20 protein-coding genes are annotated in these 23,117 nt (G+C 64.3%); 10 read left to right on the forward strand and 10 right to left on the reverse strand.

The genetic code is table 11. The annotated features are described in order from the left end of the window. Positions 1–406 precede the first annotated feature (406 nt). From proV to yfbR, 5 genes are all read left to right on the forward strand, one after another. Positions 407–1,597 carry a glycine betaine/L-proline ABC transporter ATP-binding protein ProV gene (gene proV / locus DKK67_RS14200; RefSeq protein ID WP_111497149.1) on the forward strand — a complete coding sequence of 397 codons (1,191 nt, stop codon included), beginning with the start codon at positions 407–409 and terminating at the stop codon, positions 1,595–1,597. 2 nt (positions 1,598–1,599) lie between these two features. After that, complete coding sequence (gene proW / locus DKK67_RS14205; RefSeq protein WP_111497150.1) at positions 1,600–2,730, forward strand: glycine betaine/L-proline ABC transporter permease ProW; 1,131 nt, start codon at positions 1,600–1,602, stop codon at positions 2,728–2,730. Between the two features lie 48 nt (positions 2,731–2,778). Further along, positions 2,779–3,768, forward strand: a complete 990-nt coding sequence (gene proX, locus DKK67_RS14210; RefSeq protein WP_111497151.1) for a glycine betaine/L-proline ABC transporter substrate-binding protein ProX — start codon at positions 2,779–2,781, stop codon at positions 3,766–3,768. A 183-nt stretch (positions 3,769–3,951) separates the two neighbouring features. After that, complete coding sequence (locus tag DKK67_RS14215; protein WP_111497152.1) at positions 3,952–6,888, forward strand: DUF748 domain-containing protein; 2,937 nt, start codon at positions 3,952–3,954, stop codon at positions 6,886–6,888. A 16-nt stretch (positions 6,889–6,904) separates the two neighbouring features. Beyond that, positions 6,905–7,501, forward strand: a complete 597-nt coding sequence (yfbR, locus tag DKK67_RS14220) for a 5'-deoxynucleotidase (RefSeq protein ID WP_111497153.1) — start codon at positions 6,905–6,907, stop codon at positions 7,499–7,501. Positions 7,502–7,646: 145 nt separating this feature from the next. Here the strand turns inward: yfbR and queE are convergent, their stop codons facing one another. Both queE and queC read right to left on the reverse strand, forming a co-directional pair. After that, on the reverse strand, positions 7,647–8,303 hold the full coding sequence (gene queE / locus DKK67_RS14225; RefSeq protein ID WP_111497154.1) for a 7-carboxy-7-deazaguanine synthase: 657 nt from the start codon (positions 8,301–8,303) through the stop codon (positions 7,647–7,649). After that, on the reverse strand, positions 8,303–8,968 hold the full coding sequence (queC, locus tag DKK67_RS14230; RefSeq protein WP_111497155.1) for a 7-cyano-7-deazaguanine synthase QueC: 666 nt from the start codon (positions 8,966–8,968) through the stop codon (positions 8,303–8,305). The genes queE and queC overlap by 1 nt, the downstream gene beginning before the upstream one ends. 178 nt (positions 8,969–9,146) lie before the next feature. Here queC and DKK67_RS14235 point away from each other — a divergent pair, with 178 nt between their 5' ends. Further along, complete coding sequence (locus tag DKK67_RS14235; protein WP_111497156.1) at positions 9,147–9,680, forward strand: 3'-5' exonuclease; 534 nt, start codon at positions 9,147–9,149, stop codon at positions 9,678–9,680. Between the two features lie 10 nt (positions 9,681–9,690). On the opposite strand, the gene DKK67_RS14240 is transcribed toward DKK67_RS14235, so the two are convergent. After that, positions 9,691–9,927 carry a hypothetical protein gene (locus DKK67_RS14240; RefSeq protein ID WP_162628844.1) on the reverse strand — a complete coding sequence of 79 codons (237 nt, stop codon included), beginning with the start codon at positions 9,925–9,927 and terminating at the stop codon, positions 9,691–9,693. Between the two features lie 1,001 nt (positions 9,928–10,928). Between DKK67_RS14240 and DKK67_RS14245 the strand changes: the two genes are divergently transcribed. Next, positions 10,929–11,198, forward strand: a complete 270-nt coding sequence (locus DKK67_RS14245) for a hypothetical protein (RefSeq protein WP_111497158.1) — start codon at positions 10,929–10,931, stop codon at positions 11,196–11,198. Positions 11,199–11,225: 27 nt separating this feature from the next. On the opposite strand, the gene DKK67_RS14250 is transcribed toward DKK67_RS14245, so the two are convergent. From DKK67_RS14250 to DKK67_RS14260, 3 genes are all read right to left on the reverse strand, one after another. Beyond that, positions 11,226–11,639 carry a response regulator gene (locus DKK67_RS14250; protein WP_111497159.1) on the reverse strand — a complete coding sequence of 138 codons (414 nt, stop codon included), beginning with the start codon at positions 11,637–11,639 and terminating at the stop codon, positions 11,226–11,228. 34 nt (positions 11,640–11,673) lie between these two features. Beyond that, positions 11,674–12,102: a hypothetical protein gene (locus DKK67_RS14255; RefSeq protein ID WP_228276920.1), complete on the reverse strand. Its 429-nt coding sequence runs from the start codon at positions 12,100–12,102 to the stop codon at positions 11,674–11,676. A 208-nt stretch (positions 12,103–12,310) separates the two neighbouring features. Further along, entirely contained in the window at positions 12,311–15,703 is a 3,393-nt protein-coding gene (locus tag DKK67_RS14260; RefSeq protein ID WP_407657845.1) for a 7TM diverse intracellular signaling domain-containing protein, read from the reverse strand. 318 nt (positions 15,704–16,021) lie between these two features. On the opposite strand from DKK67_RS14260, the gene DKK67_RS14265 reads away from it, so the two are divergent. Next, positions 16,022–17,011 carry a hypothetical protein gene (locus tag DKK67_RS14265; protein ID WP_111497162.1) on the forward strand — a complete coding sequence of 330 codons (990 nt, stop codon included), beginning with the start codon at positions 16,022–16,024 and terminating at the stop codon, positions 17,009–17,011. A 12-nt stretch (positions 17,012–17,023) separates the two neighbouring features. Here DKK67_RS14265 and DKK67_RS14270 read toward each other — a convergent pair whose 3' ends face one another. Further along, positions 17,024–17,305, reverse strand: a complete 282-nt coding sequence (locus DKK67_RS14270; protein ID WP_228160643.1) for a hypothetical protein — start codon at positions 17,303–17,305, stop codon at positions 17,024–17,026. A 278-nt stretch (positions 17,306–17,583) separates the two neighbouring features. Here DKK67_RS14270 and DKK67_RS14275 point away from each other — a divergent pair, with 278 nt between their 5' ends. Further along, positions 17,584–17,928: a hypothetical protein gene (locus DKK67_RS14275; protein WP_111497163.1), complete on the forward strand. Its 345-nt coding sequence runs from the start codon at positions 17,584–17,586 to the stop codon at positions 17,926–17,928. 8 nt (positions 17,929–17,936) lie between these two features. Here the strand turns inward: DKK67_RS14275 and DKK67_RS14280 are convergent, their stop codons facing one another. Next, complete coding sequence (locus DKK67_RS14280) at positions 17,937–19,223, reverse strand: serine hydrolase domain-containing protein (protein WP_111497164.1); 1,287 nt, start codon at positions 19,221–19,223, stop codon at positions 17,937–17,939. A gap of 221 nt (positions 19,224–19,444) precedes the next feature. Here DKK67_RS14280 and DKK67_RS14285 point away from each other — a divergent pair, with 221 nt between their 5' ends. Then, the gene (locus tag DKK67_RS14285; RefSeq protein ID WP_162628845.1) at positions 19,445–20,263 is read left to right on the forward strand and encodes a M90 family metallopeptidase; all 819 of its coding nucleotides are present in this window, start codon (positions 19,445–19,447) and stop codon (positions 20,261–20,263) included. Here the strand turns inward: DKK67_RS14285 and DKK67_RS14290 are convergent. Then, positions 20,227–21,792 (reverse strand): sensor domain-containing diguanylate cyclase, encoded by a 1,566-nt coding sequence (locus DKK67_RS14290; RefSeq protein ID WP_111497166.1) that lies wholly within the window; start codon positions 21,790–21,792, stop codon positions 20,227–20,229. The two genes, DKK67_RS14285 and DKK67_RS14290, sit on opposite strands and share 37 nt — an antisense overlap. A gap of 221 nt (positions 21,793–22,013) precedes the next feature. Next, complete coding sequence (locus DKK67_RS14295) at positions 22,014–23,042, reverse strand: CNNM domain-containing protein (protein ID WP_111497167.1); 1,029 nt, start codon at positions 23,040–23,042, stop codon at positions 22,014–22,016. Positions 23,043–23,117 lie beyond the last annotated feature (75 nt).

Below are 23,117 nucleotides of genomic sequence, written 5' to 3' on the forward strand. Positions count from 1 at the left end.
GACACGCCAATCCCGGGGGCTGGCATACAGGTTGCGTGTGCACTCCAGCAACGACCTGTCTCCGGCAGGCTTTCATCATACGGACTCCAACGGCGCCTTGGTATGCCCGGCCGCGGCTGTCCGATTCATCCAGAGGCATCCGGCACCGTCCGGCATGACCGACTCATTTATTTAGACGCCAAAATATTTTGCGTCTTTGTCATGGCGAGCAACGCCCCGACGTTTCCGCCATCTGTTCCGTCAAGTTTAGAGACGGACCTCGCTAGCCTTCGTATAAAGGCTCTGCTAGCGTGCAATACAGATCCAGCCAGGGAGCGGCGAACAAAATGAGTTTAAATTCAATTTTTTACTATACTTAATAAATAACGCCGTACCGGGCCTCGGGGCCCTACAGGAAAAACCTGGAATGAAGCCAAAAGTCATCGTCAAGAACCTCTTCAAAGTCTTCGGGGACAACCCGGAAGAGGCCATGAACCTGGTTCGCCAGGGCATTGGCAAGGCGGATATCTTCAAACAGACCGGCAAGACCATCGGCGTCATGGACGCTTCCTTCGAGATCCACGAAGGCGAGATTTTCGTCGTCATGGGCCTGTCCGGTTCCGGCAAATCCACCCTCGTGCGGCTGCTCAACCGCCTGATCGAGCCCACTGAGGGCGAGGTCTGGGTCGGCGATCAGAACATCGCCGCCCTGTCGGAGAGCGAACTCAACGAGCTGCGCCGCAAGAAAATGAGCATGGTGTTCCAGTCGTTCGCGCTCATGCCTCACATGAACGTGATCGATAATGCGGCATTCGGCCTGGAATTGTCCGGCGTACCGCGGGAGGAGCGCCATAAAAGGGCACGCGCCGCGCTGGCCCAGGTCGGTCTGGAAGCCAACGCCCGCAGCTACCCGGACGAGCTGTCCGGTGGCATGCAGCAACGGGTCGGCCTGGCCCGCGCCCTGACCAACGATCCGGAAATCATGCTGATGGACGAGGCCTTCTCGGCCCTGGATCCACTGATCCGCACCGAGATGCAGGATGAGCTGGTCAAGCTGCAGCGCGACTCCAAGCGCACCGTCATCTTCATCTCCCATGACCTGGACGAAGCCATGCGCATCGGCGATCGCATCGCCATCATGGAGGGCGGCCGCGTGGTCCAGGTGGGCACCCCGGACGAGATCCTCAAGAACCCGGCGGACGATTACGTTCGTTCCTTCTTCCGTGGAGTGGACGTCTCCACCGTGCTGTCGGCCCGCGACATCGCCACCAAGAAACAGATCACCGTGATCGAACGCGAAGGCGCCGGCCCCCGGGCGGCGCTGGAACGCCTGCGCCAGAACGAGCGCGACTACGGCTACGTGGTCACCCCGGACCAGACCTTCCACGGTGTGGTCTCCATCGACTCCCTGAAAACCGCCGACAGTAACGGCGGCCGCGTCAGCGACGCCCTGCTGTCCGGCGTGGACCCCATTGCCGCCGACGCATCCCTGCACGACATCATCGGCTCCGTAGCGGAAGCGCCCTGCGGGCTGCCGGTGGTCAATGGTGACGGACGCTACCTGGGTGTGATTTCCAGGTCCGTACTGCTGCAGGCTCTGGATCGGGAGGGGGAATAGACATGGCAGAAGAAAACAACACACAGAATGGGGACCAGGTCCCCTACGACGCCTCCGGCGATAACAATCCCTGGGCCGACGCCTCGGAACAACAGGGCGCGGGCGGCGGTGCCGGCAACCCCTGGGGCAGCGCCGGCGGCGAGGGCGAAGGCGCCACCAACGGCGGCGACTGGCTCAGCGGCGCGGACCAGGTGGACGCCGTCCACAACACCTTGAGCGATCCCTTCAAAACCGAGTGGTTCGACATCCAGAGCGGCGTGGAACACGGCATCGACTGGATCGTCGACAACTTCCGGATCTTCTTCCAGTTGGTCAAGCAGCCGGTGGATTTCGCCCTGAGCTTCTTCGACGCCACCCTGCTCAGCGTGCCGCCGGTGATCATGATCATCCTGTTCGGCCTGCTGGCCTGGCAACTGGCGGGCATCCGCCTGGGCATCGCCGCGATTATCGGGATGACCGCCATGGGCGCCATCGGCGCCTGGAACGAGGCGATGACCACCCTGTCGCTGGTAATCACCTCCGTGCTGTTCTGCATGATCATCGGCATTCCCACCGGCATCTGGATGGCCAAGAGCGATCGGATCACCAGCGTCGTGCGCCCGGTGCTGGACGCCATGCAGACCACGCCGGCCTTCGTCTACCTGGTGCCGATCGTCATGCTGTTCGGCATCGGCAACGTGCCGGGCGTCATCGTCACCATCATCTTCGCGGTGGCGCCGGTCATTCGCCTGACCAACCTGGGCATCCGCCAGGTGCCGTCCGATCTGGTGGAAGCCTCGCGCTCGTTCGGCGCCAGCCCGCGCCAGCTGCTGTTCAAGGTCCAACTGCCGCTGGCCATGCCCACCATCATGGCGGGCGTGAACCAGACGCTGATGCTGGCCCTGTCGATGGTCGTTATCGCCTCCATGATCGCCGTGCCCGGCCTGGGCCTGATGGTGCTGCGCGGCATCGGTCGCCTCGACATCGGCCTGGCCACCGTCGGCGGCATCGGCATCGTGATCCTGGCCATCATCCTCGATCGCATGACCCAGGCACTGGGTCGCGACTCCCGGGAAAGGGGGACCCGCCACTGGTACGAATCCGGTCCCGTGGGACTGGTCCATGGACTGGTCAAGAGCAAGAGAGAAGCCTGATTTCATCCATAACACGAGAAGAAAGCAGAGAGCAGGAGGAAGCACGACATGACTATCAAGCAAACGCTGACAGGCGCGCTGCTGGCAGGCGGCGTGGTAATGGCGGCGCAGGCCCAGGAGATGCCCGGGGAGGGCGTCACCGTCCAGGCGCTGCAAAGCCCGATCGCCGAGGAAACCTTCCAGACCATGCTGGTCAACGAAGCCCTGCGTGACCTGGGCTACGACGTCCAGCCGATCCAGGAAGTGGACTACAGCGCCGGTTACACCTCCATCGCCAACGGCGACGCCACCTACATGGCGGTGAACTGGTATCCCCTGCACAACACCATGTACAAGAACGCCGGTGGTGACGATGCGTTCTACCGCGAAGGCCACTACATCAGCGGCGCCGCCCAGGGCTACCTGATCGACAAGAAAACCGCCGAGGAATACGGCATCGACAACCTGGAAGCCTTCAAGGACCCGGAAATCGCCAAGATCTTCGACACCGACGGCGATGGCAAGGCGGACCTGACCGGCTGCCAGGCGGGCTGGGGCTGTGAAGGCGTGATTGAGCACCAGCTGGATGCCTTCGAGCTGCGCGACACCGTGACCCACAAGCAGGGCCAGTACGCGGCGATCATCTCCGACACCATCACCCGTTACGAGAACGGCGACCCGATCTTCTACTACACCTGGACCCCGTACTGGGTTTCCGGCGTGCTGGTGCCGGGCAAGGACGTGGTCTGGCTGGAAGTCCCATACTCCTCCAACCCGAACGGCACCGACACGGAGCTGCCCAACGGCAAGAACTACGGCTTCGAGATCAACAGCGAGCGGATCGTGGCCAACAAGGACTGGGCTGCGGAAAACCCGGCGGCCGCCAAGCTGTTTGAGATCATGAAAGTCTCGGTCAACGACGTCAGCGCGGAGAACATGAAGATCCGTGACGGCGAAGACAGCCAGGACGACATCATGGCCCACACCAAAGCCTGGATCAAAAGCCACCAGGACATTTACAACGGCTGGCTGGAAGAAGCCCGCGCCGCGGCCGAGTAAGGCCCACGCCGGGGCACGCGTCGTGCCCCGGCCGTTTTTCATTGCCCGTTTGACGCCCCGCCAATTGCCCTCCGACAAGCCGCCGGCCATGACAGCCATCAGGCCAAGGCATTATCCTTCTATACTGCCTTTGATTTCACGAATTTCGCTGTTCCTGCTGGTTGATCGACAAGGAGTCTGACTGTGGCCGAATCCCAGGCGCGCAAGCCGGTTTATAAATGGGTGTCCTTCTGGCTGGCCCTCGTGGTGCTGTTGTACCTGCTGGCCGGGTTCATAGGCCTGCCCTGGTGGCTGCAAAAGACCATTCCCGAGCAACTGGCCTCGCAGCTCGGCTGGCAGGGCCAGGTCAGCGACGTGGACTTCAACCCGCTGACCATGACGCTGGACGTGGAGGGCCTGGATGCCGAGGACGGCCAGGGCGAGAAAGTCGTCGCCGCCCAGCACATCCACGTCAACCTGACCGTCTGGCAGCTGGTGACCGGCACCGTGGCGTTCGAGTCCATCCGGCTCGAGTCCCCGTTCGTGCGGGTCGATCTGCTCAAGGACTACGGCGTCAACCTGGCGCGCGACTGGAGCGAGCACCACACCGACACCGCGGCCGAAGAAGCGCCAACCGACGACGCCGGCGAGCCGCCCCGACTCTATTTCGGCGAAATCCAGTTGGTGGACGGCCACATCCGCTTCCGCGACTACAGCCAGGGCCGCGAGGAAACCTTCGACATCACCCCGCTCGACCTGAGCCTGAACGATCTCGCGACCTACAACAGCGAGGGCGATGCCAGCGACTACAACCTGACCGCCGCCATCAACGACCAGCAGATCCAGTGGACCGGCAATATTGGCGTGATGCCGTTTCACTCCAACGGCCGCCTTGAGCTGAACAACATCGCCCATTCCACCCTCTGGCACTTTGCTTCGCCGTACGCCCCGTATCTTGTCAACGAAGGCGAGCTGTCGCTGAGCACGGACTACGCCGTCTCCAGCGCCGGCGAGTTCGCGCTGGTGACCAGCAACGGCGAGCTGCAGATCCGCGACATCAGCACCAGCCTGCCCGACGCCGAAGCACCCTTTGCCACCCTCAAGACCCTCAAGGTCAGCGATATCGGCTTCAACCTGGCCGACCGTTCACTGACGGTCGGCGCCGTGGACCTGGACGGTCTCCAGGGCGACATCCAGCGCGACGCCGACGGCGCCATCAACCTGCTCAAGCCGTTCGCCGGCGCGGACGACGCGACGTCCGAAGCCGAAGCCGCAACAGCCTCCGGCGACACGGACACGACGCCTTTCCGTTGGCGTATCGATCAGGTGCACCTGCAGAACAGCAGCATCCGGTGGCAGGACAACGCCCTGGCCACGCCCGCCAACCTGCAAGCCGGCAACATCGACATCCAGATGGGCCCGCTGACCCAGGCGCTGGAGGAGCCCGTGCCCTATGAGGCCACGATGACCCTCAACGACGGCGGAAGCGTCGAGGCACGAGGCCAGACCACACCGGTGCCGTTCACCCTGGAGACAGTGCTGTCGCTGGACCAGATCGCCCTGGCGCCGTTCCAGCCCTATGTGCAGGAATCCGCCGATGTGGCCTTCGCCGGCGGCACCCTGCGGGCCGAAGGCAACCTCGACCTGGATGCCCAGGACCCGCCGCTGACCGGCACGTTCAGCGGCAACGGCCAGGTTCAGAACCTGGCGCTCACCCGTGCCGGTGACGGCGACCCGCTGCTGAGCTGGTCGTCGCTGCTGCTCAACCCCATCGAATACAATCTGGAGCCGGCGCGGCTGGAGATCGGCACCATCACCCTGACCGGGCCGGACGCCAACATCATTCGCAAGGCGGACGGCAGCACCAACCTCGACGGTCTGATGAAAGGCGATGACGCCCAGGCCGAGCGCAGCGAGCCGGACGCTTCGGGCGACGACGAGCAGGGCTTTATCTTCCGCGTCGGCAGCATCCAGCTGGAAAACGGCCAGTTCGACCTGGCGGACCGCACCGTCGAGCCGGTATTCACCACCCGCATGCGCGAGATGAACGGGCTGATCGAGGGCCTGAGCAACATTTCTCCGCAACAGGGCAGCGTCAAACTCGGCGGCCAGTTGGGGGAACGCGGCCAGGTCGACGTCAGCGGCTCCATCGGCACCCTGGGCCAGGAAGACACCAGCCACCTGGAGCTCAAGCTGGACAACATGGCCATGGCTGAGTTGTCCCCCTACTTCGGCCGTTTTGTGGGCTACGCGGTGGACAGTGGCAAGCTGCGCATGGACCTGAACTACGACATCACCGGTCCGCGCATCAAGGCCGAGAACCGCATCGTTATGGACCAGTTGGCGCTGGGCCAGTCGGTGGACAGCGAGGACGCGGTGCAGGCGCCGGTCAAACTGGGGCTGACCCTGCTCACCGACACCGACGGCATCATCGACATCAACCTGCCCATCGAGGGCAACCTGGAGGATCCGGAATTCCGCGTCGGTCAGGTGGTGATGCGCGCCTTCGTCAACCTGCTGGCCAAGGCCGCGACGTCACCGTTCAGCATGCTGGGTTCGATGGCGGAACTGGCCGGCCTGTCCGGGGACGAGTTGGGGCAGGTGGCGTTCGTTCCGGGTGAAGCCACCCTGGGCGCCGACGAGGACAAGAAGCTGGAAGTGCTGGCCAACGCGCTCAGCGAGCGGCCGGAGCTGCTGCTCAACGTGCGCGGCGCGGTGGACCCGGATCTGGACGGCGTGGCGCTCAAGAGTGAGCGCATGAACCGGCGCCTCAACCTGACCACCGACACCCCGCGCGAGCAGCGGGTCAAGGCGCTGGAGGCGGAGTACGCCAGCGATAACGGCCAGTCGGCGCTCACCGCCCTGCAGCAGGAACACGGCGAGACCGGCGAGGATCGCCACAACAGCCCGGAATGGGTCGCCATCCTCACCCGCGAGCTGACCCAGAGCGTCGAACTGCCGCCGGAAGCCCTGGAGCGACTGGCCAAGGCCCGCGGCACCCTGCTGCAACAGCGCCTGTCCCAGGAATACGGCATTCCCAACGACCAGCTGTTCCTGCAGGCGCCGTCCCAGGACGCCCAAACCGACATGGGCGAGGACGCCATCCGGGTGATCGTGCCCTTCTCCATGGAGGCCCGGTAACGCCGGGGAGTACGCCATGCCGCAACGCCTGAGCCATTTCTTCGCGTACATCGCCCGCTTGCGCTGGATCAAGCGCTGGGGGCTGATGCGCAACGCCATCGAGGAAAACGTGGCCACCCACTCCTGGGAGGTGGCCACCGTGGCCCACGCCCTGGCGCTGATCCGCAACCGCCATTTCGACGGCCATGTCGACGCCGACCTCGTGGCCGCCGCGGCGCTCTATCACGACGCCACCGAGGTGATCACCGGCGACATGCCCACCCCGGTGAAATACCACTCCCCGGTCATGCGCGAAGCCTTCAGCGAGATCGAGCACAAGGCCGAGGACGAACTACTGGACCTGCTGCCGGAGAGCCTGCGGGCCGACTTCGCCACCTACATCAAGGAATCCCGCTGGGACGCGGATGTGAAAACGCTGGTCAAGGCGGCGGACCGTCTGTCCGCCTGGCTCAAGTGCCGGGCCGAGATCAACGCCGGCAACAAGGAATTCGAGCCGGCGGCGGTGCAGATCCTGGAGCGGCTACAGGCGGACAACCTGCCGGAAGTGCAGTATTTCCTGGAGGTGTTCGCGCCCAGCTACAGCCAGCCGCTGGACCATCTGCTGGGAGATTAGCCGCCGCCTGCCGTCCCAGGCGCCCTCGGGACGCCTCGGAAACGACAGTGTCCGCTACATTTCCGGCGCTTCCCGCCCCTGTAGCCGACGCTTCAGCTTCGGTGCAGGCCAGAGGCCTGCCGAGCCCACCCCGGGGCCAACGCCCTCAATCAATCCCCACAATCTTGTGCATCTGCAACGTCAGGCGCCACTTCGGATGGGCCAGGCAGTACTCGGTGGCACGCCGGGTATTGCTCTGCTTGACCGGGTCGGGACCGTCTTCCGGGAGAGTGGGCGAGGCCATCGGCGACAGGAAGAAGTGGTCCGCCTGGATGTGTTCGAAGCGCTCGGGCAGGGCCAAAGGCTGTGGATAAACCAGCTTGAGTTCGTTGCAGCGTTCCAGCACCACCCTGGCGTCGGCCTTGGGACTCATGCACAGCCAGTCGATACCCGCCGGCGCCGGCAGGGTGCCGTTGGTCTCCACGCCCACCTCGAAGCCCCGCGCATGGAACGCGGCGATCAGCGGCTCATCCAGTTGCAGCAGCGGTTCGCCGCCGGTACAGACCACGTAGGGCCGGCCGCTGTCCTGGGGCCAGAGGGCGGCGATGTGGTCGGCCAGCGCGTCGGCGTCGGCAAACTGGCCGCCGTTCTGGCCGTCGGTGCCGACGAAATCGGTATCGCAGAAATTGCAGACGGCCGTGGCCCGGTCCTTCTCGCGGCCGGTCCACAGGTTGCACTTGCTGAACCGGCAGAACACCGCTGCGCGGCCCGCCTGTGCGCCTTCCCCCTGGAGCGTGTAGAAGGCTTCCTTGACCCGGTACATCAGCCCTGCGCCTCGTAGCTCAGTGGATCGGTCAAACCGTGGGCGGCGAAGGCTTCCAGACGCTCAGTGCAGGAGCCGCACTTGCCGCAGGCGGCCTCACGGCCGTTGTAGCAGGTCCAGGTCTGGCCGTAGTCCAGGTCCATCGCCAGGCCCTCAGCCAGGATCTCGCCCTTGTCCAGCGCCATGTAGGGCGCCTCGATACGCACCGGTTCGTAGTTGGCCACGCGGCACACCGCGTCCATCTTCTCCACGAACTCGGGACGGCAGTCGGGGTAGATCGCGTGGTCGCCGCCGTGGGCGCCATACCAGACCGCCTGGGCGCCGACCGACACCGCGTAGCCAGTGGCCAGGGACAGCAGGATCATGTTGCGGTTGGGCACTACGGTGGATTTCATGGAGGCTTCCTCGTAATGCCCTTCGGGCACCGCCACGTCATCGGTCAGGGACGATCCCGACAAAAGTCCGGCCATCGGCGCCATATCGACTATCTTGTGGGGTATACCCAGCTCGCGGCACACCGCGGCGGCGCAGTCGAGTTCCTTCACGTGGCGCTGGCCGTAGTCGAAGGAGAGCGCGTGGACCTCATGGCCCGCCGCCCGGGCACGATGCAGCAGGGTAAAAGAGTCCATGCCTCCGGAATAAATGACCACGACTTTTTCGGACATAGCGGTAAATCCTCATTCAACAAACTGCGGGAATGGACGAATTGTAACAGGGACAATACAGGATGGGTTCGCGTCCTGAGAGCGGGGCGGTTAAACTCATTGAACGAACGGGCCCGGGCCATATCGCTGTGGATGCGCAGCGTTGCCCGGTGACAACAGCAAAACAGATACTGGCAGTATGAACGTTCCCCAGATACCGGCATTCATCGACTTCGAAGCGTCCAGCCTGGACCTGATCGCGAGCTATCCGATCGAGGTGGGCGTGAGTCTGCCGGACGGAACCCTGCACAGCTGGCTGATCGCGCCCCACGTGCTCTGGCAGGACTGGTCGCAAAGCGCCGAGGCCATCCACGGCATCAGCCGCGACACCCTGTGCCAGGAAGGCTACAACGTGCGGGACGTGGCACAGGAGCTCAACGCCCTGCTCGACGACGTTGTCTATTGCGACGCCTGGACGTTCGACAGCTTCTGGCTGCACCGCCTGTTCCGTGCCGCCGGCATCCAGCCCACCTTCCTGCTGGAATCCATCTCTTCGATCCTCGACGCCCAACAGGTACAGCGCTGGTCGGAAGAACGCCAGCAGGTCATCGCGACCCTGGGCCTGCCGGTGCATCGCGCCGCCAACGACGCCCTGATCCTGCAGGAAACCTGGCACCGGGTCGTGGGCGGCAATGTCACCGGCGAACACGTCTACCGCGCAGCCCGCTCCTGAGGCACGACCATCAGGCCCGGCGGGATCCACTCCGCGCGGCCAGCCACTCGATCACATCCCCCGCTGTGTTCAGCGTCCAGAAGGTCACCAGAGCCATCAGCCCGGCACCCACGGCGGTAAAGGCCATATCGGCGCCGACGATGCGGCTTTCCGCCAGGATAAAATAGGCCGCCAGGGCCAGGACCAGGATGGCTTCAACGACGATGTGCGCTTTCAGGTTCAAGCGTGTGGTTGTGTCGTCGGACATGATGATTTCGGTTTCACCTCGCAATTCGGATGTCGTTGGATGAATCAGCCACGGGACGTGACCGATTTTAGTAGGCAACTAATTATCTCGAAGAACGGGCAACGGGGCTGTACGAAAATCCCTGTACGCACTAGCCGAAGCAGGCGGCTGGCGCCGGTAAAAGACGGGCAAAAAAAAAGCACAGCCCGCAGGCTGCGCTTGCAAAAAAGGAGAGATTCATCGTGCCAACCCATCGTAGGTTATGCGGGCAGATGAAATGCACAACGTAAACACGTGACTCAGGAATTATGACGCCTGTACGTTCCTTGATCTGTAGGGGATTGCCGCAAACCACGCCAGAGCCCGGTTCCCGGGTCTTCGGCTGTTCACCGGCAACGCGCCTGTTGCAAAGTTTTCGGCAACGGATAGACTGACAGTGAAAGGCATTCCGGCAGACAGTCCGATGGGTGGATAGCCCGACGGACATTCCGATAAGCAGTTGGATAAACAGCCGGAGTGAATCGGCCCTGACCCGCATCGCAACGGCGACGCATCGGGCCGGCATCGACAGACGAACAAACGCACAGACGAGAGCAACGCTGACGTGATCGCCCACAAACGAGCCCAGTCTGCATAACCGCTGAATTCCCGGTCGGGCGATTCGCGGTGCGAATCTTCCGGCGGCCAGAAAACCCGGAAGCGTCACAGGTTCCGGGTTTTTTTATGGACGGAGCGCAGCAGGCCAGGCTCACAAACGGCGATACACAGCGTTGCCGACGCATTGAAACGAGGATGGGAGTCCGTTTTGACGGCCACCGTACGACAGATTAACCGAAAGACCGCAGGTCCGGTTGCGCACTCGCGCCCGGCGCACCTGCGTTCCCTCGTTATGCGTATCGATTAACGGCTTCCCCCAAACCCGGAAGCCGTTGGGCGACCGGGCAGAGAGTCTCTCTATAAACCCCGGTCACCCTGATCGGGGTTTATTTTTTGCACGCGGACAGAGCAAAAAGGAGAGCACCATGAAAAGACATCACAACCGCCCCGGCCCCCAACACAAGGCGCCCCACAACGGGCCGCTGCGCCGCCCGGACAAGCTGCCGCTGCTCGACGCCATCTGCAAGAAGCTCAACCAACGCGTCAACCTCGACAGCGAGCAGAGTGTGCTGGGCCTGTACGAGCGCGGCTGGATCTTTAACGGCGTCATTGCCACGATGGGCAACGCCGAGGCCCGCTACGTGCGCGCCCTGGCCACCAGACACAATTCCTGGATCGCGCGTCAGGTCGCCTAGCCCGGCGCGCCCACGGGTACTCAGCCGTCAGTGAGGGCGGCTGAGCCCGCGCAGGGCGTCTCCTTCCCCGCCGTGAACCATCACGTAGTTATTGACCACATCCTGGATTTTCTCGACCGAGTAGGGCTTGACCACATAACCGTTGGCGCCGGCACTGATGGCGCGCTGGATGCTGTCGATGGAGTCGTCCGCTGTCACCAGCACGATGTGCTGATCCTCGATGGCCTCCTTGAATTCGCGCATCAGATCGTGGCCGTCTCGGTCGGGCAGTCCCAGGTCGAGCATGACGATGTGGAACGACTCCTCCCGGAACCGGCGCTCGGCGCAGGCGGCGTCTTCGCACTCCACCACCATGGTCGCCCCGGCCTGGTGCAACATGTCCTTGAGTAACGCTCGCATGGTCGGCTCATCCTCGACGACCAGCACTCGCAGGTTTTCCATTCTCACATCCTCTCCAGAAACACGGCGTTCCGTTCTACTCGTTGGAGGTTCGCCGGGGAATCACCAATGGGGTGGGTTGCGCGGCGCGCTCGTCGTCGGGCGGCACCGCATCCGCTCGGTTTGATGGCGCCTCGGCGCCCGCCAGCAGGTTACTGATGGAAATGGCGGTGGTGTAGAGCGAGATGGCCACGATCAGTAACACCGGCTGCAGGAACGCCACGAAACCGGGCACCTTGCCACCGCCGACGATGCTGAGGATCAGGATAATCGCCGGGCCCATCACCAGGAACAGGGTCAGGGCAATGAAGAAGACGATGCGCTCCTTGTGACGCCCCAGGTCCCGGTTCATCACCAGCCCCAGCACAAACTTGCCGATCGCCAGGCCCGCCAGGATGGCGGCGGCGATGCTCAGGTCCGGGCGCAACAGGACCTCGGCGATGGCGCCATCCCACATCCGCTGCATCACAATCACCAGGAAGGGAAACAGGACGAACAGCACGTCGGCGTAAGTCCCGAACAGGGTGTTCAGCGACGGTGTCTCGTTATGCGACTTGTGATCCACGACTCATCTTCCCCTTATGTCTGCTGCGGTGGCCGGTGTTGCCGGCCTCAATGCCGGTTTCAAAGTACCGGGTCTGTTTCTCGGCACCGGGCCGTTCCAGGTACCGGGCCTATTCCGACGTACTGGCCTGGGCCGCGACAGCCTGCCGCATCAGACCACTGAGTGTATCAAACAGCGCCGGCACGCGGTCGGTTTCACCGGAGCGAATGGCCGCCTCCAGGGCGCCGGCCTGATCGGTCATCTGCGGGTAACCCATCGCCCCCGCCGTCCCCTTGATCTGGTGCGCCTGGTGTCGGCAACTCGTCCAGTCGCCGTCGGCGATGGCGCTGGCCATGATGTCCAGGCGCTCCGGCAACCCCTGGAGGAACTGCGACACCAACGCCTGGATACCCTCGGCCTCCGCCGCCGCGGCGTTGTCCCGGGGTGCCAGGTAGCGCACCAGCAAGGCCGCCAGGTGGGCGCTGTCGATGGGTTTGGTCAACACGCCATCACAGCCGGCCTCGACCAGCTCGTCCACTTCCACCTGATCGCCGGCGGTGAAGGCGATGATGGGCCTTCGGAAACCGGTCTGGCGCAGCATGCGCGTCGCCGCAGGACCATCCAGATCGGGCATGTGACGATCCATCAGCACCAGGTGGACGGCCTGGGACAGCGCGCTCTGCACGGCGTCGCGCCCGTTGGTGACGGCCAGGACATCCACCCCGAAGCGACCCAGCAGGCGCTCCACCAGATGACGGTTATCGGCGTTGTCCTCCGCCACCAGCACGGTGCCACTGTAGTGCTGCACTTCCGCCAGCGACGGCCACTCGTCCAGGGTCAGGTAGCGCGCCAGCAGGTCGTAGAACCGCCGCTTGTCGATGGGCTTGGCCAGGTGACCGGTGCAGCCGGCGCGCCGGTAATCCTCGATGTCCTCAGCCATGACGTTGGCGGTCAGGGCGATGATCGGCGTGTTGACCCCCGCCTCGCGCAGGGCGGCGGTGGCGTCGCGGCCGTTCATCACCGGCATCTGGATGTCCATCAGGATCAGGTCGAAACGGTCGTGGGTGGCGGCTTCCAGAGCCTCGGCGCCATTGCCCACATGCACCAGCTCGGCGCCGGTGCGGCGGATCATCAGGTCCACCAGCTTGCGGTTGACCTCGTTATCCTCGGCGTAGAGGATGCGGCCACGCAAGCGCGGCGCGGTGATCATCGGCAGCATGCGCCGGCGCTGGGACAGCTCGGAGGCGTCCCGCAACAGGTGCACGCCATCGAGCGACCCGGTGGCGATGGTCACCTCGAATTCGCTGCCCTCGCCGTAGACGCTGCTGACCCCGATCTCACCGCCCAGCAACTGCGCGAGGCGCCGGGAGATGCTCAGCCCCAGGCCGGTGCCGCCGTACTGGCGGGCGATCGCCGCACTGCCCTGGGCAAACGGATCGAACAGCCGCTCGACCTGTTCCGGCTTCATGCCGATGCCGGTGTCCACCACCCGCACCGTCAGCTGTTCCCGCTCGCGCTCGCAACGCACCGACAGCACGATGTGGCCGCTTTCGGTGAACTTGAGGGCGTTACCGCACAGGTTGATGATGATCTGGCGCAGGCGCGTGGGGTCGGTGCGGATCTGCTCCGGCAACGGGAACGCGCACTGGATCGAGAAGCCGAGGCCTTTCTCCCGGGCCCGGGGCTCGAAGAAGGCGCGCACCTCATCCAGCAGCTCCGGCAGGTTGACCGTGAGGATCTCCACGTTGAGCTTGTTGGCGTCCAGCTTGGAATGGTCGAGGATGTCGTTGACCAGGTCGAGCAGGTGGCGGCCGCTGCGCACCACGGTCTCGGCGCTGTTGCGTTTGTCGTCCGGCCCCAGCTGCGGATCCAGCAGGTTCTCGCCGTAGCCGATAATCGCCGCCAGGGGCGTGCGGATCTCATGGCTCATGTTGGCCAGGAACTGGCTCTTGGCCTCGGCGGCGTTGCGGGCCAGTTCCTTCTCCAGGCGCTCGTTCTCGCGCTCCTTCTCCATCGACTCGCGCTGCTTGCGCTCGGTGATGTCGATGCAGGTGCCTTCCAGGTGCGCCGGCTCGCCGTGGGCGTCATAAACGGTGTTGAGCGATACGTTGAGCCAGCGTTCGTCGCCCTGTCGGGTGAAACAACGGGTCTCGACGCCTTTAGTGCCGCCGCGCTCCTGCAGCTGACTGATCACCTGCTGGCGCTGACCGGGATCGGCAAAGCAGGCGGACAGCACGTCCGGCACCTGGCGGATCATGCGCTCCGGGTCGTCGTAGCCCAGCAGCTCCGCCATGGCGGGGTTGGCCGTCAGGAAACGGCGCTCCAGGGACATCTGGAAAATCCCTTCCACCGCGTTGTTGAACAGGGACTGATAGCGGGTCAGGTTGGACAGCGCCCGCCGGTTCCAGTCCAGGGCGTCGGCCTGGATCAGTTTGATGCGGTCGGCCAGGGCGAAGGAGAACAGGATCACCTGGGCGGTCAGGCCGATCTGGGGGGCGTGGCCGGTCAGGTAGTTGAGCGGGAAAAAGCCCATGACGGTCAGCGCATACAGTCCCACGCCGGCCAGGGTGCAGGTCCAGGCAAAGAAGTAGGTGCGTGCCGCCGGGTTGAAGTGCTTCCAGGCCCAGTAGCTGGTCAGGATCATCACGATCGACAGGGTGATGGAACCTATCACCGTCCATTCCATGGCCACGTGGTAGGGCATGAACAGGCTCAGCACGAAGGTGACCACCACACCGGTCAGGCAGACGCGCATGGTCTTGTCCAGGTCCGGCGAGCGCTGGGGCAATTCCAGCAATCCACGCGCCATCTGAATCCCGAAGAACCAGGTCAGCAGGATCTGGTAGTGCAGGTAGGCCTTGTCCAGGAACCAGGGCCGCTGGTCGAAAAGCTGCAGGCCGTGTACCTGCTCGGTAGCGATGAACAGGGCGGCGAACACCAGGTAGAGCACGTAGTAGACGTTGCTGCGCTCGCGCACCGACACCGCGACGAACAGGTTGTACGCCAGGATCGCCAGGATGCTGCCGAGGAAGATGCCCTGGATGGTTTCGTCCACCGCGACCTTCTCGATGTAGGCGTCCGGCGACCACAGGGCCAGCGGCAGGCGGAAGGTGTTGGCGGTCTTGACCCGCAGGTACAGACGCACGGACTGACCGGGATACAGATCCAGCTTGAACACCGGGTTGGGCAACAACAGCTCCCGGTCGCTCCAGTCGGCGGTGTAGCCCAGCTCGCGCTGTTCGGCCAGCTGGCCGTCGCGATAGACGTGCAGGGCAATATGATCCACCAGCGGCAGGCTGAGTTCGAGAATGCGCGGCAGGGGGCGGGCACCGTCCACCTGCAGGTCCAGCCGCGCCCAGTAGGCGGACTCGGTGTAACCGAAGTTGAGGATACCGCCGTCATGGCTGCGGAACGCCCCGTCCAGATCCGCCTGCCGCGCCAGGGACAGAGTCATCTGCGCCCCGGGGTCCTCCAGGTACCAGAGACAGGAGGCCAGGTCGATGTGCTCGGTGCCCGGCGACACCCGGATGGGCGCCTGGTGACAGGCGCTTTGTGCTGCCTGGGACAGGGCCGGGACCAGCAGGCAGGCGCCGAAAATAACAGCCCGGAGCAGAAGCGCAAGCCTCCATGCCGGACACGAACTCTGATGCCGCAAAATGTGATCTCCGAGCGGGCAGGTGCCGTTCATTTCCGTTAACGTGCCGGAACGACTGGCAGGGCTTTATGGTTATTGGGAGAGCTGCCGGGGCTCCTTGCGGTGTGTGCCCATCGCCTTCCACTTTAGCGCGTAATCCGGCCTTGCGCACCCGTCAACCCACCGTTCGCGACAAGGACAACCACAATGGCGAACCTTCACCGGATTCTGGCCTCTTTGGCCGGTACCCTCCTGCTGGCCGGCTGCGGTGGCAGCAGCGACGGCGACAGTGATCCAGCCAGCTGCGGCAGCCAGTTCAACCCGGCCACCCGGGTCCAGGCCGGCTACGCCAGCTTCGATATCACCGCCCCCGGGCGTCTGCAACGCCACCTGTTCCGGGACGTCCTGGCCGGGGTGCAACCCGCCGGCGCCGACGCTTACGGTGAGTCGGTGGCAGACGACGTACTGGCCCAGACCGCACGCTTCAACGGGGGCTCCCCGGCAAGCGGCGCCAGCGCCTACACGGCGGTGCGCAACCCGATGGACTTCATCGACCTGATCATCGGCGAGGACACCATCGACAACTTCAACACCGGCCGGCGCTACATCAGCAGCTGCATCGACGCCGGCAACGCCGCCCAGTACGACACCAGCGAGAAGGGCGCGCTCGTCACCTTCGACGAAGTGCAGGACAGCACCACCACCGACCAGTACAACTACCCCAACCTGCGCTGGGTCTACGCGCCGGACGCGTCGGGCAAGGTGATCCGGGTGATCCGCTTCCAGGGCCGTTCCGGGGAAGACCTCAACGGCGCCGTGGTGGCCAGCCAGTTCGACGACGCCAGCTTCTCGGCGTCCGGCTTCAACGTGCCTGAACTGGTGCAGGCATCGTTCACCGCCGGCAGCAACCAGGAGCGGCTGAGCCTGGAGCAGACACTGATCGATCTGGATCGGGACCAGTGGCTGCGCAGCAGTGACAACACCTTCGACTTCGCCGATCGGACCGACGTGGATTGCGCGCGGGTACTGGTGGATTACCGGGCCGCCACCGCGGAGGTGTTCACCTCAGCCTATGCCAACGTCAGCGGCAGCTACGCCAGTCGCAGCGCGTATGTGGAGAGTGAAGACTATTGCGGAAATCAGGAGGAAGGTACAGGCACCCGCTACGCGACACAGGCGGTCAGCGGGCGCCAGTAACGACGTGCCGGTTCAGCGTGGACTGTTGTGTGTTCTGCCGACCTGGGCGCCCAGACCCCAGGTCGACATGAAGCCCTTCTTTCGATCGATCATCCTCTCGTAGGTGGCGATGATGATCGCGGTATGCGGTGCGCGATTCCGGCGCAGGGCTTCGATGCGTTCTTCCAGGTCCGCCACTTCGCGCACGAGACGTTCCTGCAGGTGCTGGCGCACGCTATCGTGCTGGTTGAGATTGGGCTGGTCCGGCTGGTCGCCGTATCCCTGGTCGGGCAGGTCGGGTGGTTCTCTGAACATGGTGTCGATCTCTCATCCTTGAGTGTCGCTGACGGGTATCGTTGGATCAACGATACGGCCGGAGGTTCCGCCTCCAACAAACCCGCGTTTCCCTGTACGCGATCGGGCATAAGCATATACCGATTCACGCGCTTTTAATATTGTGCACAAGCCCCGGCAAAACCGCAACAAAGTGTGAACAATGGTTCATTTTAGTGTTGCGGAACCCGTTCCGGGCGCACGCCGTCCGTCGGCGTGCCTGCTATCCTTTTGGCATCACCCACTGCCTGGAGCCGTCCATGACCCAACCGTCCGTCGCCGATACCCTGCGGGAATTCCTGTCGTTACTGGAACTGCTGGACGACGCCTACTGGGAGGCCGGCACGATCCGCCACAAGGACATGCTGTACGACATCATCAGCATCTTCCACCAGGAAGTGGCCGAGCTCAACAAGCTTAGCACCCAGGACCACCATTATCCCTACGAAGTGATCACCGAAGGCGTACGGCGGGTGATTCCCAAGCTGCAGCGACTGGAGGAGCAGCAGGAGGACGTGATCCAGCGTACCCAGACCCTGACCGATTTCAAGGAAGTGCAGTCGTCGGTGCTGGCGATCCTGGAGGCGCAGCTCGACGGCGTCTGAGGCGCCCCTCAGGCAACCCGGTGCTGACCGTCGGCGGGCGTCACCGGAAACGCCCGGCACACGGTGGTGACAAAGCGAATCAGCGCCGGGATGTGATGCGCCAGTATCGGCAGGCCGGTGTTGACCAGGCTCACCGAGATGTCCCGGGCCGCATCCGCCCAGCACAGCTTGTTGATCAGCCCCAGGTGGCCGAAGGCCTCCCGGCTCTGGGGCCCCCAGAAACCGAAGGGATTGCCACCCAGCATGAAACCGGGACTGAAGCGCATGGGCACCATCATGGTGCGATCGAGCTGGATCGGGCCGGACTGCTCGATCGCCCGGCGGATGGTGGATGGTCGGCAAATCGTCTGCTCCTGCCAGAGTCCGCCATCGAGCATCATCTGGAAGAAACGCGACATTTCCTCGGCGGTCCCGCACAGGTTGCCGGCCGGCACCACGGCCTCCTGGAAGCGGGGATCGTTGACCGTCGACTCGATGGTGCCGATGTCACCGCCCAGGGCTCGCCGCAACACCCAGGACACCGGGAAGCGCGGCGCCGGACCGGTGGCGTAGTTGCGGGCCAGGTCGGGCAGATGGTCAGGTGTTACGCCGTAGGTAAACCAGCGCATCCCCAGGGGCTGGCACAGGTGGCTGTCGAGGAACGCTTCGATGGGCGCGCCGGTGACCGTCTCCAGCACCCGCTGCAGCACGAAACCGCCGGTAATGGCGTGATAGGCCAGCTTGGAGCCGTCCACCTCCACCGGCACCGCCTCGCACAGAATGCGCCAGATGGCATCCCGGTCCCACAGGGTATCCAGCGGCGTGTCCTTGGGAATCGCCGGAATGCCGCCCCGATGCGACAGGATCTGGTGGATGGTGATGGTCTGTTTGCCGTTCTGGGCGAACTCCGGGCAATAGAACGCCACCGGATGACGCAGGTTGATCCGTCCCTGCTCCGCCAGCATATGGATCAACAGCGCCGTCACTGCCTTGGAGGCGGAGAAGTAGCACACCGGCGTGTCCGTGGACATCGCCACCCGGGGGGCATCCGGCGCGTCATGCGGGCCGTTGCCGGAGGCATGCCCCAGGGCCCGGTTGAGCAGGATCCGGCCACGGTAGCGCAGACACAGCTGGAGGCCGGGATGCACACCGGTGCGATAGAGATTTTCCGCCGCCCGCCAGACCGAGGCCACCGCCGTCGGGTCCAGACCCAGATCCTCCGGCGCCTCTTCGCGGGACGTATCGATATCGGTCACGCTGGCCAGGTCGGTCGGAACGGCGATGGTGTTGAGGGCACGGCGGGTCAGACGGTTCATGGGCAGATATCCTCTACGACAACAGCGGCATCCGCGGTTTCCGGTTTATTGTAGTGTGGTTGTTGAGTCTGGTGTCCGCCGCCCGGCCGGGGCGGGCGACAGGACCCGACCCAAAGATGATACATTGCCCCATCCACCGGCGGCGATGCCCCGATACGGGCAATGCGGGCCATTCCACGCGGTGCCCGCCGCGGACGATACGACAGGGAGCGACCTTCCATATGCTGTATTTCCTGGGCGTAGTGGCCCTGATTGCGCTGGCCGCCTACCGGCTGTTCTTCTACCGCGGCCATCGTCGGGCGCAGGTCGCCGCCCGGGATTTTCCCGATCAATGGCGCCAGCTGCTACAGGCGGAGATGGCGCTCTACGGGCGCCTGACCGAGCCGGTGCGCCAGCGGGTGGAATCCGGCACCCTGATCCTGCTCGACGAACTGGACTTCTACGGCTGCAACGGCCTTGAGGTGACCGAGCCCATGCGGGTCCTGATCGCCGCCCATGGCGCGCTGCTGGTCAGCGGCCTGTCGCCGGGCTATTACGACAGCCTGCGCGCCGTCCTGCTCTATCCCGACGTCTATCGCGCACCCATCGAACATCATGAGGATATGGTGGTGACCGAAGGTGAGGACAGTCGGCTGGGGGAATCCTGGGGCGAGGGCCGGGTGATCCTGGTCTGGCCCAGCGTGGCCGAGGACGCCGCCGATCCCCACGCCCGCAACAACGTCACCCTGCACGAATTCGCCCACCAGCTGGATCAGCTCGATGGGGCCTCGGACGGCGCCCCACCGCTGCGCTCGCGGCGCCAGTCGCAGGATTGGCAGGCGGTTTTCAGTGACGCCTGGAACCGTCTCAAACGCGACGCCGAGTGGCGCGACACCGTGCTCGATCCCTACGGCGCCACCGATCCGGCGGAGTTTTTCGCGGTCGCCACCGAAGCGTTTTTCTGCACGCCCGAAGCCCTGCGCGAATCGGAGCCGGACCTCTACCGCTGCCTGGCGGATTTCTATCAGCTGTCCCCGGCGGACTGGGCCGCCCGCACCTGATTGCGTCCGGCACGCTTGGCCGCGTACATGGCGGCATCCGCGGCCTCACAGACGGCACCCACCGAATGGCCATGGGTGGGATAGACCGCCACACCGATACTGACCGACAGGCGCACGTCGCCCTGCCCCCCGATGGTGATGGTTTCTTCGCTGACCAGTTTACGCAGCCGCTCAGCGGTCTCCTCGGCCTCGCCCAGTTCGTGCTCGGGCAGCACCAGCACGAACTCCTCACCGCCGTAACGGCCGGCAATGTCCATGGCCCGGATCGACCGCTGCAGTAGCTGGCTCACCCGGCGCAGCACCTCATCGCCCTGGGCATGACCGAACCGGTCGTTGATCGCCTTGAAGTGATCCAGGTCGACCCAGAGCACCGCTACGGGACGGCCATAGCGATGCGCCCGGATCATCTCCTCGTCCAGCCGCCGCTCCAGCTCGCGCCGGTTGAACAGGCCGGTGAGCGCATCGTGGGTGGCCAGGCGCGCCAACTCCTGCTCCAGGGCCTTGCGGTCGCTGATGTCCAGCATGATGCCCTCAAGCATCAGCTGGCCGCCCACTTCGACACTGCGGCCCTTGTCCCAGACCCAGATCCGGGTGCCGTCACGGCGGGTCATCGGGTACTCGGCGGCGTAGGGCTCAGCATTGGCAATGGCCCGCTCCACCGCTCGGATCATGTCCTCGTTGACGCCCGGATCGAGCAGGTCGGTCAACGACACCACGCGGTTCTCCAGCAGTTCGTCCGGGCCGTAGCCGGTCAGGGCACGACAGCCATCGGAGACGAATTTCATGGTCCAGCGCTCATCCAGCAGGCAGCGGTAAGCCATGCCCGGCAGGTTATCCATCAGGGTCTGCAGCTGGCGTTCACTGTCGTGGGCGAGGTGCTCCAGGTGATGCTGCTGGGTCAGGTCCTGACCGATGGTGATGGCTCCGGCGACCCGGCCGTCGGGGGTGAAAAAGCGCCGCGAGTTCCAGCTCATCTCGCGCAGCAGCCCCTGCTTGGTCTGGATGCGGCTCTCGAAACCGCTCAGGTCCAGACCATCGCGGATGATGGACTCCGCCAGTTCCAGCACATGCGCGCGGTAGTCGTCGTCCGGGTACAACAGCGTCCACATGGAATCGGTGTGCAGCACCTCATCCCGCTTGTAGCCGCTGATGCGCTCGGCCGCCTTGTTCCAGACCAGCACCCGCCCGTCGGGGTCGAGCACATTGATCCAGACGCTGGCGTTGTCGATGACGCTCTCGCGGAACTGGCTCAAATCGTGGATGGCCGCCGCCTGGCGCTGGTTGACCGCCAGCATGTCGGCGTAGCGGCGGAACTGGTGCAGGATCATCAGGAACAGCAGGAAAGAGGTCAGCGCCACAAAGCCCCAGCCTTTGAGGGTCTGCAGGCGGGTGAGGACGGCAGGATCGGCCACCAGGTACGCCAGCACCCGGTCGCTGATCGCGATCCAGAGGGCACTGACCAGCCCGTAGGCGACACAGATCAACAATGCCCGCCGCATGGGCGAAGCCACTTTCCCGGATGCTCGCATGGGTCGCTGGATCCTGAACCGATAAGACAGCGGTTACGGCCGCAGAGTCAGCCGCAGACCGGTTTCGGGGCGCCCCGAGCGCACTGCCCAGGCAACGCTTTCGGTTCGCCATAACAGCAAGTTAGCCGCAATCCGACAGCGCGTCGAGCCCGCAGGCCCCACCTGACACGAGGTTTGACCTTTGCGCGGCCGGGGCGGCCGGCCCGTGTAAAGACCGCCCTCTACAGATGCTGTGCGGACAGCTTGCGCAAACGCCGGCTCCAGCGCTCCTTGGCGTAGCGGCGCAGATTGGCCACGTTGTCCGTCTCGTCCATGATCTCCAGGCCCAGGATGGTTTCCAGGATGTCTTCCATCGTCACCACACCCACCCAGGTGTCCATTTCGTCATAGACCACCGCCATGTGCTGGCGCTCGCGCAGCATCAGCGCGAACAGGTGCTCGATGTTGCCGCCGGCCCGCACGATGGTCATTTCCCGCGCCACCGAATCCAGCCGCGCGTCGCCCTCGGCGTTGAGCAGGTCCGGCTTGTGCACGTAGCCGTGGCTGCGGCCGTCCTCGTCGATCAGCGGATAACGGGTGAACGGCAACTCCTGGAATCGTTCGCGAAACTCGTCGACGCTGGCATCGGGCCGTACGGTCTGGCACACGGTGCGCGGGGTCATGATCGAGCCGATGGTGATTTCGTGCAGTTGCAGGATGTTCTGGATCACCCGGCGCTCGTCTTCATCCAGCGCATTCTGGTCGCGACCAATCTCGGTGAGGGCGCTGATCTCCCCGCGCAGGTCGACATCGGGCTCGTTGGCACCGATGCGGCGGGTGATCTGGTTAGACAGCCAGATGAAGGGCGCCAGTGGCACCATGATGCAACGCAGCACCGACGGCAGCCAGGGCGCCAGGCTGCGCCAGAATTTGGCGCCGATGGTCTTGGGAATGATCTCCGACAGGATCAGGATGGCCAGGGTCATTACCCCGGACGCCACCCCCACCCAGGCGTCGCCGAACACCACGGTGACCTGGGCCCCGACGCCGGTGGCACCGACGGTGTGGGCCACCGTATTGAGCGTGAGAATCGCCGCCAGCGGGTCATCGATGTTGTCCTTGAGCTTGCGCAGACGCGCGAACAGCTCGGGCCGGTCCTGTTTCAGCGACGCGATGTAGCTGGGCGTCACCGACAGCAGGGCGGCTTCGAGAATCGAGCACAGAAAGGAGAAACCGATTGAGATGGCGGCAAAAGTGATGAGCAGCAGCATCGAGGGTCACCGGTCGCGAAAGAGCCTCTATTCTACGCACAGGCGTATCCCGGCTTAAACCTCCCGGCGACCGTT

Origin of the sequence: Marinobacter bohaiensis (assembly GCF_003258515.1) — a bacterium.
GTDB lineage: Bacteria > Pseudomonadota > Gammaproteobacteria > Pseudomonadales > Oleiphilaceae > Marinobacter_A > Marinobacter_A bohaiensis.

Coding starts and splice junctions, on each gene's coding strand:
- DKK67_RS14290 (WP_111497166.1), bottom strand. CDS start 21,792: ATGCGAGCATCCGGGAAAGTGGCTTCGCCCATGCGGCGGGCATTGTTG.
- DKK67_RS14295 (WP_111497167.1), bottom strand. CDS start 23,042: ATGCTGCTGCTCATCACTTTTGCCGCCATCTCAATCGGTTTCTCCTTT.
- queC (WP_111497155.1), bottom strand. CDS start 8,968: ATGTCCGAAAAAGTCGTGGTCATTTATTCCGGAGGCATGGACTCTTTT.
- proV (WP_111497149.1), top strand. CDS start 407: ATGAAGCCAAAAGTCATCGTCAAGAACCTCTTCAAAGTCTTCGGGGAC.
- yfbR (WP_111497153.1), top strand. CDS start 6,905: ATGCCGCAACGCCTGAGCCATTTCTTCGCGTACATCGCCCGCTTGCGC.
- DKK67_RS14240 (WP_162628844.1), bottom strand. CDS start 9,927: ATGTCCGACGACACAACCACACGCTTGAACCTGAAAGCGCACATCGTC.
- DKK67_RS14250 (WP_111497159.1), bottom strand. CDS start 11,639: ATGGAAAACCTGCGAGTGCTGGTCGTCGAGGATGAGCCGACCATGCGA.
- proX (WP_111497151.1), top strand. CDS start 2,779: ATGACTATCAAGCAAACGCTGACAGGCGCGCTGCTGGCAGGCGGCGTG.
- DKK67_RS14255 (WP_228276920.1), bottom strand. CDS start 12,102: ATGCAGCGGATGTGGGATGGCGCCATCGCCGAGGTCCTGTTGCGCCCG.
- DKK67_RS14280 (WP_111497164.1), bottom strand. CDS start 19,223: ATGAACCGTCTGACCCGCCGTGCCCTCAACACCATCGCCGTTCCGACC.
- proW (WP_111497150.1), top strand. CDS start 1,600: ATGGCAGAAGAAAACAACACACAGAATGGGGACCAGGTCCCCTACGAC.
- DKK67_RS14270 (WP_228160643.1), bottom strand. CDS start 17,305: ATGTTCAGAGAACCACCCGACCTGCCCGACCAGGGATACGGCGACCAG.
- DKK67_RS14265 (WP_111497162.1), top strand. CDS start 16,022: ATGGCGAACCTTCACCGGATTCTGGCCTCTTTGGCCGGTACCCTCCTG.
- queE (WP_111497154.1), bottom strand. CDS start 8,303: ATGTACCGGGTCAAGGAAGCCTTCTACACGCTCCAGGGGGAAGGCGCA.
- DKK67_RS14235 (WP_111497156.1), top strand. CDS start 9,147: ATGAACGTTCCCCAGATACCGGCATTCATCGACTTCGAAGCGTCCAGC.
- DKK67_RS14285 (WP_162628845.1), top strand. CDS start 19,445: ATGCTGTATTTCCTGGGCGTAGTGGCCCTGATTGCGCTGGCCGCCTAC.
- DKK67_RS14245 (WP_111497158.1), top strand. CDS start 10,929: ATGAAAAGACATCACAACCGCCCCGGCCCCCAACACAAGGCGCCCCAC.
- DKK67_RS14275 (WP_111497163.1), top strand. CDS start 17,584: ATGACCCAACCGTCCGTCGCCGATACCCTGCGGGAATTCCTGTCGTTA.